This window comes from Mucilaginibacter sp. P4_A11, from assembly GCF_056402535.1.
Genome location: NZ_JBFUHE010000002.1, coordinates 217,380 through 233,432, shown reverse-complemented (window position 1 = coordinate 233,432; position 16,053 = coordinate 217,380). Strand labels below are relative to the sequence as shown.

Annotated in this window: 14 protein-coding genes and 1 tRNA gene; 13 read left to right on the top strand and 2 right to left on the bottom strand. The window is 45.0% G+C overall.

All coding sequences use genetic code 11. The features are described from left to right. Positions 1 to 30 precede the first annotated feature (30 nt). The 10 genes from AC1DUD_RS04800 to AC1DUD_RS04755 all read left to right on the top strand — a co-directional run bounded on the left by AC1DUD_RS04800 (position 31) and on the right by AC1DUD_RS04755 (position 12,954). Positions 31 to 3,162, top strand: coding sequence for a SusC/RagA family TonB-linked outer membrane protein (locus AC1DUD_RS04800; RefSeq protein ID WP_477372158.1), 3,132 nt, complete (start codon positions 31 to 33; stop codon positions 3,160 to 3,162). A 14-nt stretch (positions 3,163 to 3,176) separates the two neighbouring features. Then, complete coding sequence (locus AC1DUD_RS04795; RefSeq protein WP_477372156.1) at positions 3,177 to 4,532, top strand: RagB/SusD family nutrient uptake outer membrane protein; 1,356 nt, start codon at positions 3,177 to 3,179, stop codon at positions 4,530 to 4,532. A gap of 9 nt (positions 4,533 to 4,541) precedes the next feature. After that, positions 4,542 to 4,612: transfer RNA gene (locus tag AC1DUD_RS04790), tRNA-Cys, on the top strand. 29 nt (positions 4,613 to 4,641) lie between these two features. After that, positions 4,642 to 6,003, top strand: coding sequence for a DoxX family protein (locus tag AC1DUD_RS04785; protein ID WP_477372154.1), 1,362 nt, complete (start codon positions 4,642 to 4,644; stop codon positions 6,001 to 6,003). 26 nt (positions 6,004 to 6,029) lie between these two features. Beyond that, positions 6,030 to 7,640, top strand: a complete 1,611-nt coding sequence (locus tag AC1DUD_RS04780) for a hypothetical protein (protein ID WP_477372152.1) — start codon at positions 6,030 to 6,032, stop codon at positions 7,638 to 7,640. A gap of 11 nt (positions 7,641 to 7,651) precedes the next feature. Beyond that, positions 7,652 to 9,097 (top strand): phytoene desaturase family protein, encoded by a 1,446-nt coding sequence (locus tag AC1DUD_RS04775; protein WP_477372150.1) that lies wholly within the window; start codon positions 7,652 to 7,654, stop codon positions 9,095 to 9,097. A 28-nt stretch (positions 9,098 to 9,125) separates the two neighbouring features. Next, the gene (locus AC1DUD_RS04770) at positions 9,126 to 10,382 is read left to right on the top strand and encodes a YeiH family protein (protein WP_477372148.1); all 1,257 of its coding nucleotides are present in this window, start codon (positions 9,126 to 9,128) and stop codon (positions 10,380 to 10,382) included. A 12-nt stretch (positions 10,383 to 10,394) separates the two neighbouring features. Continuing rightward, positions 10,395 to 10,982, top strand: a complete 588-nt coding sequence (locus AC1DUD_RS04765) for a c-type cytochrome (RefSeq protein WP_477372146.1) — start codon at positions 10,395 to 10,397, stop codon at positions 10,980 to 10,982. Position 10,983: 1 nt separating this feature from the next. Further along, on the top strand, positions 10,984 to 12,225 hold the full coding sequence (gene soxC / locus AC1DUD_RS04760; protein ID WP_477372144.1) for a sulfite dehydrogenase: 1,242 nt from the start codon (positions 10,984 to 10,986) through the stop codon (positions 12,223 to 12,225). Between the two features lie 321 nt (positions 12,226 to 12,546). Further along, the gene (locus AC1DUD_RS04755; protein WP_477372142.1) at positions 12,547 to 12,954 is read left to right on the top strand and encodes a GNAT family N-acetyltransferase; all 408 of its coding nucleotides are present in this window, start codon (positions 12,547 to 12,549) and stop codon (positions 12,952 to 12,954) included. A 22-nt stretch (positions 12,955 to 12,976) separates the two neighbouring features. Here AC1DUD_RS04755 and AC1DUD_RS04750 read toward each other — a convergent pair whose 3' ends face one another. Together AC1DUD_RS04750 and AC1DUD_RS04745 are read right to left on the bottom strand one after the other, a co-directional pair. After that, positions 12,977 to 13,600, bottom strand: coding sequence for a hypothetical protein (locus AC1DUD_RS04750; protein WP_477372140.1), 624 nt, complete (start codon positions 13,598 to 13,600; stop codon positions 12,977 to 12,979). A gap of 74 nt (positions 13,601 to 13,674) precedes the next feature. Continuing rightward, the gene (locus tag AC1DUD_RS04745; protein ID WP_477372138.1) at positions 13,675 to 14,682 is read right to left on the bottom strand and encodes a chitinase; all 1,008 of its coding nucleotides are present in this window, start codon (positions 14,680 to 14,682) and stop codon (positions 13,675 to 13,677) included. A gap of 238 nt (positions 14,683 to 14,920) precedes the next feature. On the opposite strand from AC1DUD_RS04745, the gene AC1DUD_RS04740 reads away from it, so the two are divergent. From AC1DUD_RS04740 to AC1DUD_RS04730, 3 genes are all read left to right on the top strand, one after another. Further along, positions 14,921 to 15,490, top strand: a complete 570-nt coding sequence (locus AC1DUD_RS04740) for a cob(I)yrinic acid a,c-diamide adenosyltransferase (protein ID WP_477372136.1) — start codon at positions 14,921 to 14,923, stop codon at positions 15,488 to 15,490. A 73-nt stretch (positions 15,491 to 15,563) separates the two neighbouring features. Beyond that, on the top strand, positions 15,564 to 15,785 hold the full coding sequence (locus tag AC1DUD_RS04735; protein ID WP_002996718.1) for a DUF2795 domain-containing protein: 222 nt from the start codon (positions 15,564 to 15,566) through the stop codon (positions 15,783 to 15,785). A gap of 108 nt (positions 15,786 to 15,893) precedes the next feature. Then, positions 15,894 to 16,040: a lmo0937 family membrane protein gene (locus AC1DUD_RS04730; RefSeq protein ID WP_114940263.1), complete on the top strand. Its 147-nt coding sequence runs from the start codon at positions 15,894 to 15,896 to the stop codon at positions 16,038 to 16,040. The last annotated feature ends 13 nt before the right edge of the window (positions 16,041 to 16,053 follow it).

The window sequence follows — 16,053 nt, the reverse complement described above, 5'->3', positions numbered from 1 at the left end:
CATTGATCATTTATTTTAACCTCGTTAAATATGGAAATATTTATCCGTAAAAACACAACTGTACTTTCCAAATATCTTTTCCTGCTTTTGTTCTTTTTGCCTATTGCAGCAGTGGCCCAGCAGGAGCCGCCCGCAACCGTTAATTCAATTTTAAAAGGACGTGTATTTGATGCTACCACCCGGGATGTACTTCCGGGTGCTGTAGTGTCAATTAAGGGCACAACCCACGCGGTTTCAACCAGTGCCGAAGGTCGTTTTGACTTTGTAACCGGCCAAAAATTTCCTTATACATTGATCATTCGTTTTATAGGTTATGAACAACAGGAAATTGTTGTTAACGGCAGCCCCGTTGAAATTTACCTGAAACCTATTCCACAACAGCTTAACGATGTGGTAGTGGTGGGCTACGGTACCAAAACCCGTAAGGATCTGATTAGCTCGGTATCAACCATAAAGGCCGATGAAGTAAAGAAAACCCCGGTCGCCAGTTTTGATGCCCAGTTACAGGGTAAAGCATCTGGTGTACAGATCAACTCCAACACCGGTGTGCCGGGCGATGGGATCTTTATCCGTGTACGCGGTACCACGTCTATCAATGCCAGTAATGATCCGCTTTATATAGTCGACGGTGTATTTTTGAATAACACCAGTTTGCAAACTGTTAGCACCGGCGGCAGGGCAACATCGCCTATTGCCGATATCAATCCCGATGATATTGAGAATATCGAGGTATTGAAGGATGCCAGCGCTACGGCTATTTACGGCTCGCGCGGTGCAAACGGCGTGGTTATCGTTACTACCAAACGCGGTAATTACAATACCAGGCCCAAGATCAACCTTAACGTTTCGCAGGGGTTGGCATGGCAGCCTAAGGATAAATTGTGGAAACTTACTACAGGTCCACAGCATGCCGAAATAGTAAATGAGTTTTATCGTAACTCTGAAGCGGATGCGGTTGCAGCGGGTAATGCCGCCGGTATTAAAACCTACGCTTACGTGCCTTTCCGTGCTGCTGATGATAACCCTACGGCCTCACCGGCACCACGTGGCCTACCATCACAACAAAACACCTACGACCGTTTGAGTGAGTTGTTCCGCACTGGTAACCTGGCTAACTACGATTTGTCGTTAGAGGGTGGTTCAAAGGATACTAAATATTATATAGGCGCGGGCTATACCAAACAACAGGCCGATATCAAACCAATCGACTTTAGCCGCCTTGGCTTTAAAGTAAACCTCGATCAACGTATCAGCGATAGGGTACAGGTGGGTACAAGTAATAGCATTTCGCGTTCGTACCGCAACCAGGCTCGTTCTGGTGATGGTCCGGCGGGAGGTTTGTTCCAATCGGCATTGCATACACCAACTTATCTGCCCGAAACCAATCCTGACGGTACACCTGCCCGGTATGCCGGTTTTGATAACCTGCAGGTGCTGTTGAATAACTATGATGTAAACACCACAAGCTTACGTTACATAGGCAACGTATATGCCGATATCGAGATCCTGAAAGGATTGAAATTCCGTTCAAGCTGGAGCGTTGATTATAACAACTACAACGAATCTGAATACTGGAATGATAAAACGCAGCTTGGCGCATCGCCTACAAACGGCCTTGCAACATCGGCCATAACCCAAAGCAGCGCCTGGATCAACGAGCAAACCTTAACCTATCATCATCTTTTTGGCCAAAAGCATACCTTAGATGTGGTGGCGGGTAATACCCTGCAAAGCAATATTGTACAGCTAACATCTGCCCAGGGAACCGGCTTCCCTAATAATGCCTATACTGATATCTCGGCAGCATCAACACGTACAGCCAATCAGACCTGGACAAAGGCCAACCTTTCATCGTACTTCTCGCGTATTTCATACAACTATGCCAGCAAGTATTACCTGGAAGTAAGTGCCCGTGCCGATGGTTCGTCGAAATTTGGTGCCAACAATAAATGGGGGTACTTCCCATCGGTAGGAGCTTCATGGCGCGCGAAGGAAGAGAGCTTTTTGAAAGATGTAAATTCCATCAGCGATCTTAAGTTGCGTGCCAGCTACGGTGTTACCGGTAACCAGGCTGGTATCAACAACTTTGCTGCACAGGGTTTATGGAGCGGCGGTGCCGGCTATCCCGATAATACAACCGGTGGTGATAAAGCTGGCACAGCGCCACAGCAATTGGCTAATCCAAACCTGAAATGGGAGCGTACAGCACAGGCTAACGTGGGCTTTGACCTCGGCTTGCTGAACAATCACCTGAACTTATCTGTCGATCTGTACTCGAAACAAACCAGCGATGTGCTATTGCAATTGCCGGTGCCTGGTATCACAGGCTACAGCACTTACTACAGCAACGTTGGTAAAATAAGCAACAAAGGTTACGAGGTAAGCATCAGTTCAAACAACATCAAAACCAAAGATTTTAGCTGGAGCAGCAGTTTCAATATTTCGGGCAACGTTAACAAGATCAAATCGCTTCCGGTACCAATCAACCAGTACAGCCGCGACTGGATCCGCATGCAGCAGGGATATTCTATGTTCTCGTTCTGGATGTATAAACAATTAGGTGTTGATCCTCAAACCGGCAACGCCATATTCGAAGACGTTAATAAAGATGGCGTGATCAACACTTCAGACCGTCAGATAGTTGGTAACGCGCTACCTAAATATTTCGGAGGCTTAAGCAATACCATCACCTATAAAGGTTTTGATGCCAGCTTCCTGTTTACCTTTGAAGAAGGTAACAAAGTGCTTAACCTTAACCGTTTCTTCGGCGAAGGCGGCGGTACCCGCGATGCTAACCGCGTAATATTTGCCAGCCAGTTAAACAGGTGGCAAAAACCGGGTGATATTACCGATGTACCTCGCTTAACTGCTTACGGCAATAACTACACACTTGAGCAAAACAGCCGCTTCCTGGAAGATGGCTCATTCATCCGCCTCAAATCATTAAGCCTCGGTTATACACTACCAAAGGCGCTTACTCAAAAAATAGATATCCAGTCGCTGCGCATTTACGTGGTGGGTAGTAACCTGCTGCTGTTCACCAAATACACCGGGCCTGACCCGGAAGCAAACGTAGGCGGTGGACAGGATGTGCAGGGTATTGACCTGGGTACGCCGCCGCAGCCGCGTTCAGTTCAGTTAGGTGTAAATATTACTTTATAAGGAGGGCAACGATCATGAAATTACTTAAAACTTTAAAATATACAATTCCGGTTCTATCGCTTGTGATGCTGGCTTCCTGCAAAAAAATCCTGGAGGTGCAGCCCAAGGATTCGGTATCCGATTCACAAACCATTGTCGACCGCGCATCGGCCGAAACTGCTGTTCGCGGCATTTACAGGGCTTTATCTGCCGATAACTACTATGGTGTAAACTTTGTTTCGGTAGGCTATTTATCGGGCGATAACATCCAGTGGACAGGTTCGCAATCTATCGTACAGCAATTTATTGATCATAATGTAAAGGCCGATAACGCTACCGTATCCGGGATCTGGCTGGCTATTTATACTACAATAAACCGCGCAAACTATGTAATAGCCAAATTGCCGGGCGTTACCGATGCTACGCTCACCACGACCGAAAGAAACCAGCTGCTGGGTGAGGCTTACTTCATCAGGGCGCTATGCTACTTTGACCTTGCCCGCACCTGGGGCGGTGTACAGATCGTGACTACGCCAACCATATCGGCCACAGATAAAAATGGCATTAAACGCAGTACCGTTGAGCAAACCTACGCACAGGTACTAAGCGACCTGAACGCTGCCGAGCCATTACTGCCCCTGCCAACCGCACAAAACCCGGTAAGGGCTAATAAAGAAACCGTTTATGCCTTAAAGGCAAGGTACTACCTGTATCAAAAAGACTGGGCTAATGCCGAAAACTATGCTACGCTCGTGTTGGGTGATACACAGAATTATTCATTGTTAAAACCGTATAGCGCCTGGTTTGCCAATAATGTGGTTGGAACTAAGGAGTCGGTTTTTGAATTGTCATACAGCGCTACTTATACTAACGGTCACCGCGGGCAATGGCAGCCGCCTGCCAATAGTGGTACCCGTCAATGGGCGCCTAACAGCACATTTTTAGCGCTTGTAAATGACCCGACGATAGGCGGAAACCGCAGCGCTTTGGTTGCTAAAACATCGGCAGGTTTATGGTATGGTAACCTGTACTACCGTAGCCCGGCAACTGACCCGGCTTACATTATCAGGATTGCTGAAGAATACCTGATCCGCTCTGAAGCCCGTACCCAGCTTAATAAACTTGGCGATGCCCTTACCGACTTAAACGCTGTACGTGACCGCGCAGGATTAACAGCTACTACCGCCGTTTCGCAAGCTGATATTTTATTGGCTATTGAAAACGAACGCCGCATTGAGTTTGCATTGGAAGGCCATCGCTGGTTCGACCTGGTGCGTACCGGCAGGGCAGCAGCGGTGCTGGGTGTAACAGATACTAAGAAAAATATACTGCCTATCCCGGTTGATCAGCTGAATGTTGATCCGGCATTAACGCAGAATCCGGGGTACTAACGGACATAAAGCCGGGTGACTGAGCGGATAAGTAGAGGTCTGCAAAACCTTGCACGGCAGTTCGAATCTGCCCCCGGCGTCTTCTAATTCAATTTAAAAACATRAAACAATGAGCACATTAACCACCAACCAAACCAAATGGAAGGAATACGAAAAGGAGGCTTTTCGGTTCTTCTTCATTTACTTTGTGCTGCAGGCACTTCCGCTTGATTGGAAGTACTTCGGTAACCTATTCCACATTCAATGGGGTAGCCTTAGCTTTGGCGATATTTTTTACATCAGCCGTTACACACCTCAATTTATATCAGGCAGCAGTACACCCGGCGCATGGGGCATTGGCACCCTTGCCGATTGGGTACTTATAGCCGGTATTGCATTAATTGGGGCGATTATCTGGAGCATCCGCGATAAAAAGAGCGAGAATTATAATAAGCTGTACTACTGGCTGCGGGTGATCCTGCGCTATCGCTTGGCTATCGGCATCATAGCCTACGGCTTTATTAAATTCTTCCCGCTGCAATCACCGCTGCCTTCATTAAGCAACCTCAATACCTCTTATGGTGATTTCAACCGTTGGAAACTGTTCTCGCTGAGCCTGGGTATAGTGCCGGTTTATGAGTCATTTTTGGGTTTGGTGGAGATCGTAGTTGGCATATTGTTGCTATTCCGTAAAACAACAACTTTTGGAGCGGTGATCATTCTTGTATTTACCGGCAATGTGTTCATCTCTAATATAGCTTATGACGGCGGAGAGGCTATTTATGCGCTTTATTTGATCAGCATTGCGCTGTTCTTAACCGTTTACGATGCCTTGCGCATTTATAACCTGGTTGCTTTACGTAAGCCAACAGCGCCAAACATCGTAAAAGTTTCGTTAAGCGGGCAATGGCGTACATCACGTTTGGTTTTGAAAAGCCTGTTCATTTTCTTTTTCGTGTTCCTGTACGGCTATAAAACTTATGCGGCCTACCATCATGATATTTACCAGTATCCAAAGGCTAATGGATTGGCAGGCGTGGCCGGTTTATATAATGTGAGTGACTTCAAAGCTAATAACAAACAACTGCCATACTCGCAAACGGACACTACCCGCTGGAACGATGTTGTTTTTGAAAAATGGGCTACCATTAGTATCGGTTCGTTAAAAAGATATAAACCTGATACAGCCATTACCGAAGAGATCAGCAGCAGGGATAAAGACCGCAAATATGAACTTGATGGCACAACCGGTCGCGCCTATTATAGCTATGTAGCCGATACGGTAAACCATGTTTTGCTGCTCAAAAACAGGAACAATAACTACAAGGCCGATCAGTTTACACTCCACTATACAAAACCTGCAAACGGCACCATTATCCTGACAGGCGTTGATCATAACCGCGATTCGATTTATGTACAGCTGGACAGGATCAACAAAAAATACCTGTTGCAGGAAGCCGCGCAGGGCAGGAGCAAAGCACTTAAACTTTAAGATCTGAACTTTTAAAGATATTTATCATGGCAACAACAGTAATAAATCCGGAAGCAGAGCAAGTTGGCAACGCTGCACCGGAAAGCAAGCCCGGTAAACCGGCCCCTGCGACAGAACCGGCCGTAAGGAAGGAATGGACTGCAACTCAGCGGGTGGCTTTCCGTATTGCTTTCATCTTTTTTATCATCATGTGTATCCCGGTAACGGGCGAATGGTGGAATAACCTGGTTACCATTAACTGGTTTCATTTGCATTACCGCGATCTGTATGATATAGCGCGGTTTTCACCAAGCATTTACAAATTTCAAAACCCTGCATATAACCTGTTAGGTTATGTTGATTGGGTTGAAGCGCTTGCTATAGGTATCGTCGGTGGCCTCATCTGGACAGCCCTCGATAGTAAAAACAAGCAATATCATAACCTGTATTACTGGCTGCGCGTGGTGGTGCGGTACAGGGCAGGTATAGGCATAATCGGGTTCGGCTTTACAAAGCTGTTCCCGGTTCAAATGCCTTATCCTTCATTGGGCGTGCTCAACGCGCATTTCGGCGACCTTACCGCACAGAAGATCTACTGGCTTTCGGTTGGTATTGTACCCTGGTACCAGGTATTTGCCGGGGTTGTTGAGCTGGCTGCGGGAACCATGCTGTTCTTCCGTAAAACCACCACTTTTGGTGCGATATTATTGCTGGGTGCTTTAGGTGATATTACCTACGTAAACTTTGCTTATGACGGTGGCGTGCATGTTTATGCATCATACTTTGTGCTGTTTTCGGCATTTTTATTATGGTACGATGCGGTGCCCGTTTATAACCTGATCGTTAAAGAACGTTTCACTGTGCCGCCGGTTTTGATTCCGGTGTTCACCCAAAAATGGCTTAAAACTACCCGCATTGTTTTAAAAACTGCTACCATCGGTATTTTCCTGGTATGGTTATTCTATTTGCAATACGTAAACTTTAAATATGATCCGTATAAACAGCCGGCAACAAGCGGAGTTAAACAATTGCGTGGTAACTACAACGTAAGTGAGTTTAAGCTCAATGGCCAGGATATTCCTTACTCACCATTGGATTCAGTTCGCTGGCAGGGGGTAACGTTCGAAAAATGGTCGTCATTAACATTTAACGTTAACAAACTATTAAATCTCGACCTATCTAATGGCGGCGGTTCGCCAATGCGCGATATCAACCGTAATTTCGAGCTTACGGGCGTAGCGGGTGGCAAACGGGTATTTTATTACGATGCCGATACCGTGAACAAAATACTTTATTTACAGGATAAATTGCCTGAGTTTACCAAACGTAAAGGCAAGCGCGGCAACCGCGGCGGTGATAAAGCGGGCGATAACAAAGTTGCCAAATCATTTATCCCTGCGGAAGCGAATATCCGTAATGAAGTAACGGCTATTGACCCGGCTGCACAGTCAACCCGCCGTGAGCGTGGTGTGCCCCAGGAGCTGAAAGACAAGCGTAAACGCGCCCATATGGTGCTTAACTATACTGCTGATGCAAACGGATCGCACATTGTACTGACCGGTAAGGACGACAAGAAAAATGATGTGTATATTGTGCTTGACCGCGTAAACCGTCAATACGCGCTTACCGACAGCAAGTTAGTTGCGGGCAAATACTAAAACAGATACCAATGAAACCGGAAAAACGTGATTATGATGCAGTGATAGTAGGCTCAGGGCCAAATGGCCTTGCGGCAGCCATATTGTTGCAGCAAAACGGGCTTTCGGTTTTATTGCTGGAAGGAAAGGACAAAATAGGCGGCGGTTTACGTACCGAAGAACTTACCCTACCGGGATTTAAACATGACGTTTGTTCGGCCGTTCATCCGCTTGCGGCGGGTTCACCGTTTTTTGAGACTCTACCGCTGCACGAGCATGGCCTGGAATATATTTACCCGGAAGTAGCAGCAGCACATCCATTTGATAACGGAACGGCAGCAGTGCTCAAAAAATCGATCATTGAAACTGCCGATCTGTTGGGTGCCGACAGGGATGCTTATATCAAACTGATGGCGCATTTAGTGAAATCATGGCCGGGCCTTGCGCTTGATGTATTGGGACCGCTTACCTTTCCAAAGCACCCGGTTGATCTGGCCATTTTCGGTCTGGATGCTTTAACCTCGTCAACCCATTTAGCCAAACGTTTTAAAACCGAAGAAGCCAAAGGGCTTTTGGCGGGCATGGCGGCGCATAGTATCCAACCTTTAACCAATCTGACCACATCGGCTATTGCTTTGGTGCTGATGGCTAACGGACATTTAAAGGGCTGGCCGGTACCCAAAGGTGGCTCCGTGAAAATAGCGGATGCGCTGGCTTCCTATTTTACATCAATAAGGGGTAAGATAGAAACCAGCACTTACATAACCTCTTTTGATCAGCTGCCATCGGCAAATGCGGTTTTGTTTGATGTTACACCAAAACAGCTATTGCAAATTGCCGGGCACAAATTTTCATCGCTGTACAAATGGCAACTGGAACGGTACCGTTACGGAATGGGGGTGTTTAAGGTAGATTGGGCGCTTGACGATGTTGTTCCGTTTAAGGCAGAAGGGGCAAGACAAGCCGGAACAGTGCATATAGGCGGTACGCTAAAAGAAATTGCGGCCGGCGAGCAACAGATCTGGGAAGGTTTACATCCCGAAAAGCCGTTTGTATTGCTGGCCCAGCAAAGCCTTTTTGATAGTACACGCACTCCCGAAGGCAAACACACGGCCTGGGCCTACTGCCATGTGCCTAACGGATCAAATAAGGATATGACCGATATTATCGAGAAACAGGTGGAGCGTTTCGCCCCCGGTTTCCGTGAACGGATCATTGGCAGGCACACTTTCAATACCCGGCAATTGGAAAACTATAACCCCAATTACATCGGCGGAGATATTAACGGCGGAGTTATCGATATCGGTCAGCTGTTTACCCGGCCGGTTTTACGGCGTTCGCCTTATCGTACGTCGGCAAAGGGGATCTATATCTGTTCGTCATCTACACCTCCGGGAGGAGGGGTACACGGCATGTGTGGCTATCATTCGGCCCAACGGGCGCTAAAAGATGTGTTTAACATCAGCATAAAATCATAACATATTATCACACTATAAAAATTCAATTATGTCAACCACCACTACTAAACTAACCCTGCACGAAGACTGGGCAGTAGTTATTTTAGGCTCATTGATCATTATCCTTTCGTTAGCAGGCCTGCTTTTACCTGTGCCAAGCTTCGGCTGGAAAGACAGCGCGGAGCTAACCGGTAAAGTACTCGGTTCAGCTAATTTAGTTAAAGTGCTTATCCAATTTGGTTTTGTTATTATTATTGGCGGGATAGGCGCGCTCATCACCGGTAAATCCATCAAAAATTATACTCTGGGGTTTCCGCTGGTATACATTGTCACTATCATTGCTTTAATACTTGCCGGTAGCAGCCAGGCCAAATCGCTTAATCTTGAAGCGGTGATCTTCAGTCTTGTTTTGGGCTTGCTCATCAGCAATTTTATCAAGCTGCCCGAGTGGCTTAAGTCGTCCCTGTCAACCGAATTGTTTGTTAAAATAGGCCTGGTGCTTTTAGGTACCAGCGTTATTTTTGGCGATATCTTAAAAGCGGGCTCATTGGGACTGATCCAGGCTTTACTGGTAGTAACCTCGGTTTGGTATTTCGCTTTCTGGGTTTGCAAAAAGCTCAAGGTTGATGATGAGATCGCCATGATGATCTCGAGTGCGGTATCCATTTGCGGAGTATCTGCAGCTATTGCTACTGCCGGGGCTATTAAAGGCGATTCGAAAAAACTTTCTTACGTGATCTCGATGGTATTGATCACAGCAATCCCCATGATGATCTTTATGCCTATTATCGCTCATAAATTCCATTTTTCGCAGGAAGTTACAGGCGCATGGCTGGGCGGCAGTATTGATACTACCGGCGCAGTTGTGGCTTCAGGGTCGTTAGTAGGCGAAGTTGCCCTGAAGATCAGCACCATCGTGAAATTTTCGCAAAACGTATTGCTTGGCTTGGCTGCTTTCGCAATCTCTATTTATTGGACTTATACCAAACACCCATCGGCAAAGGATAAAGACACCAAACCAACGCTTAAAGTTATTTGGGAGCGGTTCCCGAAATTCGTACTTGGTTTTATTGGTGCTTCACTGCTGTTCTCATTCTTTCTTTCGCCCGCAGCGGCTGCAACGGTTAAGGATAGCCTGAAGAATTTACAAGGACTTTGGTTTGCGCTGGCTTTTACCAGTATCGGATTGGAAACCAATTTTGCCGACTTGTTTAACGAAAATAGCAAGAAGCCGTTATACGCATTCCTGATAGCACAAACTTTTAATATCTTCATTACGCTGGCTATAGCGTTCATACTGTTTTAACAGGCTGTTACTATGTTCAAAAAATTCAAAGTAAGGCGGAGCCATCTCCTTGTTTTTTCGGGGATCATCATTATTGGGGTGATGATTTGGCTTTGGCCTGCTTTTTTTTCGGGCCGGGAAAAATGGCCCCAAAGTTTTGGATATGGAAAAGTAGCTACAAAAGAAGACATTGCCGCCCTTGATATTGATATACGACCCGATGGCAAAGGTTTGCCGCCGGGGAGTGGTACAGCGGCGTTAGGAGAGGTGATCTATACAAACAAATGTGCATCATGCCATGGCGTCGATGGCAAAGAGATCAAAGGTATTAAGCTGCCGGGCCCGCCCCTCGTGACGGGAAAAGGCAAGGCTAAAACCATAGGTAATTACTGGCCCTACGCCACCACCTTGTTTGATTACGTGCGCCGGGCTATGCCTTACAATGCGCCGGGCTCATTAACTAATGATGAGGTGTACAGTTTATCAGCATGGTTGCTGAGTGCCAATAAAGTGATTAAGCCCACCGAGGTTATGAGTGCGCGAACGTTGGCCAAGGTGATGATGCCTGCACAAAAACTTTTTATTGTTGACGACCGCAAGGGCGGCCCGGAAGTAAAGTAATATGGAACAGCAACAGGATAAACCGGCTAAAACCACCGAAATGAAGATCAGCAGACGTACTTTGCTGGGCGGGGCTTTGGCCGCGGCTATTATACCTGTAACATCATCATTTGCTAAATATGTGCAGGTGGGTGTGCCGCTTGTACCTGATCCAACTAAACAACCCGGACCGCTGCCCGGTACGCTGGGGAAGCGGTCGCTGTTTGAAAACCCGGTTAAGAAACCTTCAGATATTTCGTCCCGGACACCTTTGCAGGATCTGTATAGTACCATTACGCCTTCCGATCTGCATTTTGAGCGGCACCATGCAGGGATCCCAACCATCGACCCAAACAAATATGAGCTGCTGATCCATGGCATGGTTGAACGGCCCATGAAGTTTAGTTTGCATGACCTTAAGCGTTTCCCATCGGTAACCCGCACCTGCTTTATAGAATGTGCAGGTAATTTCCGTACAGGTAAAGAGGAAATGACCGCACAGGAAATCCTCGGCCTAACCAGTCAAAGTGAATGGACAGGCGTTATGCTTTCAACCTTGTTTCGCGAGCTTGGGGTTGATCCAAAGGCTACCTGGTTTTTAGCCGAAGGGGGAGATGCCGCAGTACTTACCCGCAGTGTCCCCATGCACAAAGCCTGGGACGATGCCATGATCGTATACGCTCAAAACGGCGAGGCTATCCGCCCGGAGCAGGGCTATCCTGCCCGTTTGCTGCTGCCCGGATGGGAGGGAAATACCAACGTGAAATGGTTAAGGCGCATTGAGATCTCTGACGCACCATATTTTACACGCGAAGAAACCTCTAAATACACCTATGCGGTTAAAGATAAGATCAGGATGTTCAGTTTTGAGATGGATGCCCGGTCAATCATTACTTATCCCTCATTTCCGCAAAAGGTTGAACGGGGCTGGATAGAGATCCGGGGGATTGCCTGGAGCGGCAGGGGGAAAGTGGAGAAAGTTGAAGTAAGTACCGATGCAGGAAAAAGCTGGAGCGAAGCGAGACTGCAAGGCCCAATATTGGAAAAAGCGCATACCTACTTTCGCCACCTATGGCAATGGGATGGTTCTGAAACGGAGATATTAAGCCGCGTAACCGATGAAACAGGTTATACCCAACCAACTCTGAAACAATTGATTGATGCCCGCGGAAAAGATATAGGCGGATACCATATGAACCCGGTAACCGCATGGCGGGTTAAGCCGGACGGAATGGTGATTTTTAAGCCCGAGAATTATAAGTAGTTCATGGGCATAATTCACAAGCATTGCTTGTATATTAACTATTCAATGGAATAATTGGCTTTACAGATAGTGTAAAGCAAGTATAGATTGATATACAATCTGATTACCATTGTTTTACTCCTCTTGTTTGTTTAAATACATACCTATAAATTGGTTTTGTAATCTAAATATCAGTCACTTTTCTATTACTATTATTTGATGCCCGGTTGATGTGCCTTCATACATTAACGCATGTTTTTATTTGCCGCTTACCTGAGCTGATATAACCGATTTTAATTAACAATAAAATTTAAACCGATTATGATTGAACAAAGCTCTTACATGAAATCTAAAATTTACGATTTAATGAACCTGATGATTAATGATGAGAGTGGATTGTTTGAGGTTGGTAATTTGGAAGGTTATATAGATAAACTTGTTGAAAAAGCGTGCATTATAACTGTTATGGAACAGGATGTTATGCACGGATTTTTAGCCTATTACGCTAATGATCATGTAAATAAAGTTGGGTTTGTTTCAATGGTACTAACAGATCCATCAACAAAGCGGATGGGATATGGCAGGCGGCTTGTAGAATTTGCCCTGAAAGATCTGGCATTAAAAGGATTTAAAAAATGCCGTACCGAAGTGAATGCTGACAATACAAAAGCTTTAAATGCTTTAAAAAGGTTAGGTTTTACCTGTACGGGTAAAAACGATATATACCTTGTATTTGAACTGGATATTTAACGGTAAGCTAACTTATCGTAGGCTAATCGCAGGTAGTACATAACCTCGAAACAAATTCGGCCAGGTGCAAAGCCTTTTCAACTGAAATGGGGTGGGTGTTACCTATAATAAGGGTATGCTCAACAATCTCAATCACGAAATCATCCAGCCTGATATCCATTACTACATTGCGGAAGTTACGGTCAGTACCGGTAATTGCTTTTTGGCGATCGCTTACCAGCATGTAGAAAGTATTGCTGAAGGCCTTGTCTTCTGCAAAATCCAGCTCAACCGGGTGGATCAGTTCAATGATCTTATCAACAAGTGTTTCGCGCCTGATGAGTACCCGCCCAAAATCGTGCTTTAAGTAAGCCAGCGCCCAGGTTTGATAATGTGGGCCGGTTACAGCTTTGCCATGATGATGGGCGATATGTTTGGGCTGACATTCGGTAAACAGCATATAGCTGTCGTTATTTTTGTTTTTTATAGCGTACGATTGTTTTACGCTGATGTCGAGATAGTCTTTGAAAATGCTAAACTGCTCTAAATGAAAATCAATATGCCCGGGTTGCTCAATCCTGAATTTGCTTTTCAGATTGCTCAGGATATCACCGAACTGGTCGGTTACCGGAGGTAATAAACCGGTGTTTTCAATAGCGGATTCCAAATTTTAAAGTTTAGTGTTAAAAAAATGCTCATACAATAATAACTTTTTTGCTTTAAAATTCAAAAATGTCACCGTTAATAATGGTAAGGCTTCATTTTACCACATGAACAGGCGCAATTGGCATCGTTAACGCCCAGCTTTTTCAGGAAAAATTGGTAAAAACCAATCCTGTCGTTCATGTTATACATGTTTTCGCCTTTGTTGCATTCAACTTCGCCATTTACAATATTAATGGTCATGCCGAAACCAGGTGTCCGTCCTTCAGCTTTATCTTCGGCATTGGGCTGCCATTTGCCGGTCATCACATCATGTGCCGATGGTTTGTGGGTTTGCGGGGTCATCCAAAAATAAATCGCCGTTTTAAAAGCAATAACCGGGTCGGTCTCCACCATTTCGGGATTCTGGAGCAATATTTTATCATCGCCTAAAATACAATCCGACGCATAGCCATAATTGCCGTTATAGCTCAGCTGCATTGGTCCGCGGCCGTAGTATTTTTTACCGGCAACGGGTGGGTATTCGTCATTTTCGGCAACATACGGTAAGCTGGTATTGCTTTCATGGATGAACATTAAGCCATCGGTATAAGTAGCATTTACCCCATGGCGGGTTTCGTGGGCAATGTGCGCGAAGAATGCAGCAAGCTCTTTTTTATTTACATCGGTACTGTATTCGGTGCAAAAATTACCGTAATCAATAGTGTAGGTGCTATCGGGTTTGGCTTTGGCCCATTCTTCGTTCCAATCGGTATCCTGGCGCACAACGGCGCTTTTGCCTGTTTTTTTATCGGTACGTACCAACTGGTAAACGGATGTAGCCCGGCGGGTTACTTTTACTTTGATCATGCCCAACTCATCTGCAGCCTTGATAAAGGCAGTATACGTATAAAATTTATCGCGCTGCGGAAAAAGATCATTAAATTGTTTTTCGCTTAATAAACTGGCCATGCTTACTTTGGGAGGGACTGTCGTTTTTTGAACAGGTGCCTTTGTATTGCTGTTTCCGCCGCAGCTGAAGCCGGTTGAAAGCAGTATCACAAATGACAGGCAAAGGAGTTTAGATGATAATATGATCGATTTCATGAGTTTAGCGCTATTATGTTTGATGATATTACGGGTACAAGTTTAAGCTAACATTTTAAAAATTACACTTCATTGGCAAAAAATATGCTAAAGTGTTATGAAATACAAAATTTAAGGTGATAGATTTGGAATAACAGCAGTCATGAAAAAAGATTTGACAGGCTTTGTTTTAATTGCCTGGTAATCAGTATTAGCTTTTTTTGTAACCGGATTGTTGTAATGAATTGTTAAATTAAGTATGAAAATATATACTAAAACGGGCGATAAAGGGTTTACCTCATTGATTGGCGGTACCCGCGTGCCCAAGCACCATATCCGCATTGAAAGCTATGGTACGGTTGATGAACTTAACTCGTACATTGGGCTTATCCGTGATCAGGATATCGATGCGCATGATAAGGAGGTATTGAAGCAGATTCAGGACAGATTGTTTACAATCGGCTCTTCACTGGCAGCCGACCCGGAGCGGTCAAAAATGGTTATTCCGGATTTGCACGTAAGTGATGTAGAAATACTGGAAACAGAAATGGACGCCATGAATGAAAGTTTGCCCCCGCTTAAACATTTTATTTTGCCGGGGGGGAATAATATAATTTCGTTTTGCCATATTGCAAGATGTGTTTGCCGTCGTGCCGAAAGGATAACCGTTCAGCTTGCCGAGGAGAGTACAGTTGATGAAAAAGTGAATATTTATCTGAACAGGTTGAGCGATTACCTGTTCACTTTGGCCCGCAAAATTGCAAATGTTAATGAAATACCTGAAAATCAATGGATACCACGGGTTGAAAAAAATGAAAAAAAATATTGATTTTCAAATTGAAAATGTTATACTTTTGCGAAAAAGTAAATTTTACTGATAATTATAAATATAAATAAAAACGATGTATTGGACACTTGAACTGGCATCGCACCTGGAAGATGCACCATGGCCCGCAACAAAAGATGAATTAATTGATTATGCTATCCGTTCAGGCGCTCCTGTCGAGGTTATTGAAAACCTTCAGGCACTTGAAGACGATGGTGAACCGTACGAAAATATTGAAGAGATCTGGCCGGATTATCCGACCAAAGATGACTTCTTCTTTAACGAAGACGAGTATTAAACACGATAATGAAACCCTTAGCAATAAGGGTTTTTTTATTGACCACTACTTTTTGGAATGATTTTAGTATAGGTGACTTCACATTTACTTAACTAAAAACATTACAACATGAGAGGTTTACTGTACATTATTGCTGTTATCCTTGTTATAGGATGGGCTATAGGATTTTTTGCATACTCTGCACCTGGTTTAATTCACGTATTGTTAGTGATAGCTATTATAGCGTTGCTTTTAGGCGTGATCAGGAGGGCATAAGAATTTAACCTTG

Coding starts and splice junctions, on each gene's coding strand:
- AC1DUD_RS04800 (WP_477372158.1), top strand. CDS start 31: ATGGAAATATTTATCCGTAAAAACACAACTGTACTTTCCAAATATCTT.
- AC1DUD_RS04795 (WP_477372156.1), top strand. CDS start 3,177: ATGAAATTACTTAAAACTTTAAAATATACAATTCCGGTTCTATCGCTT.
- AC1DUD_RS04785 (WP_477372154.1), top strand. CDS start 4,642: ATGAGCACATTAACCACCAACCAAACCAAATGGAAGGAATACGAAAAG.
- AC1DUD_RS04780 (WP_477372152.1), top strand. CDS start 6,030: ATGGCAACAACAGTAATAAATCCGGAAGCAGAGCAAGTTGGCAACGCT.
- AC1DUD_RS04775 (WP_477372150.1), top strand. CDS start 7,652: ATGAAACCGGAAAAACGTGATTATGATGCAGTGATAGTAGGCTCAGGG.
- AC1DUD_RS04770 (WP_477372148.1), top strand. CDS start 9,126: ATGTCAACCACCACTACTAAACTAACCCTGCACGAAGACTGGGCAGTA.
- AC1DUD_RS04765 (WP_477372146.1), top strand. CDS start 10,395: ATGTTCAAAAAATTCAAAGTAAGGCGGAGCCATCTCCTTGTTTTTTCG.
- soxC (WP_477372144.1), top strand. CDS start 10,984: ATGGAACAGCAACAGGATAAACCGGCTAAAACCACCGAAATGAAGATC.
- AC1DUD_RS04755 (WP_477372142.1), top strand. CDS start 12,547: ATGAAATCTAAAATTTACGATTTAATGAACCTGATGATTAATGATGAG.
- AC1DUD_RS04745 (WP_477372138.1), bottom strand. CDS start 14,682: ATGAAATCGATCATATTATCATCTAAACTCCTTTGCCTGTCATTTGTG.
- AC1DUD_RS04740 (WP_477372136.1), top strand. CDS start 14,921: ATGAAAATATATACTAAAACGGGCGATAAAGGGTTTACCTCATTGATT.
- AC1DUD_RS04735 (WP_002996718.1), top strand. CDS start 15,564: ATGTATTGGACACTTGAACTGGCATCGCACCTGGAAGATGCACCATGG.
- AC1DUD_RS04730 (WP_114940263.1), top strand. CDS start 15,894: ATGAGAGGTTTACTGTACATTATTGCTGTTATCCTTGTTATAGGATGG.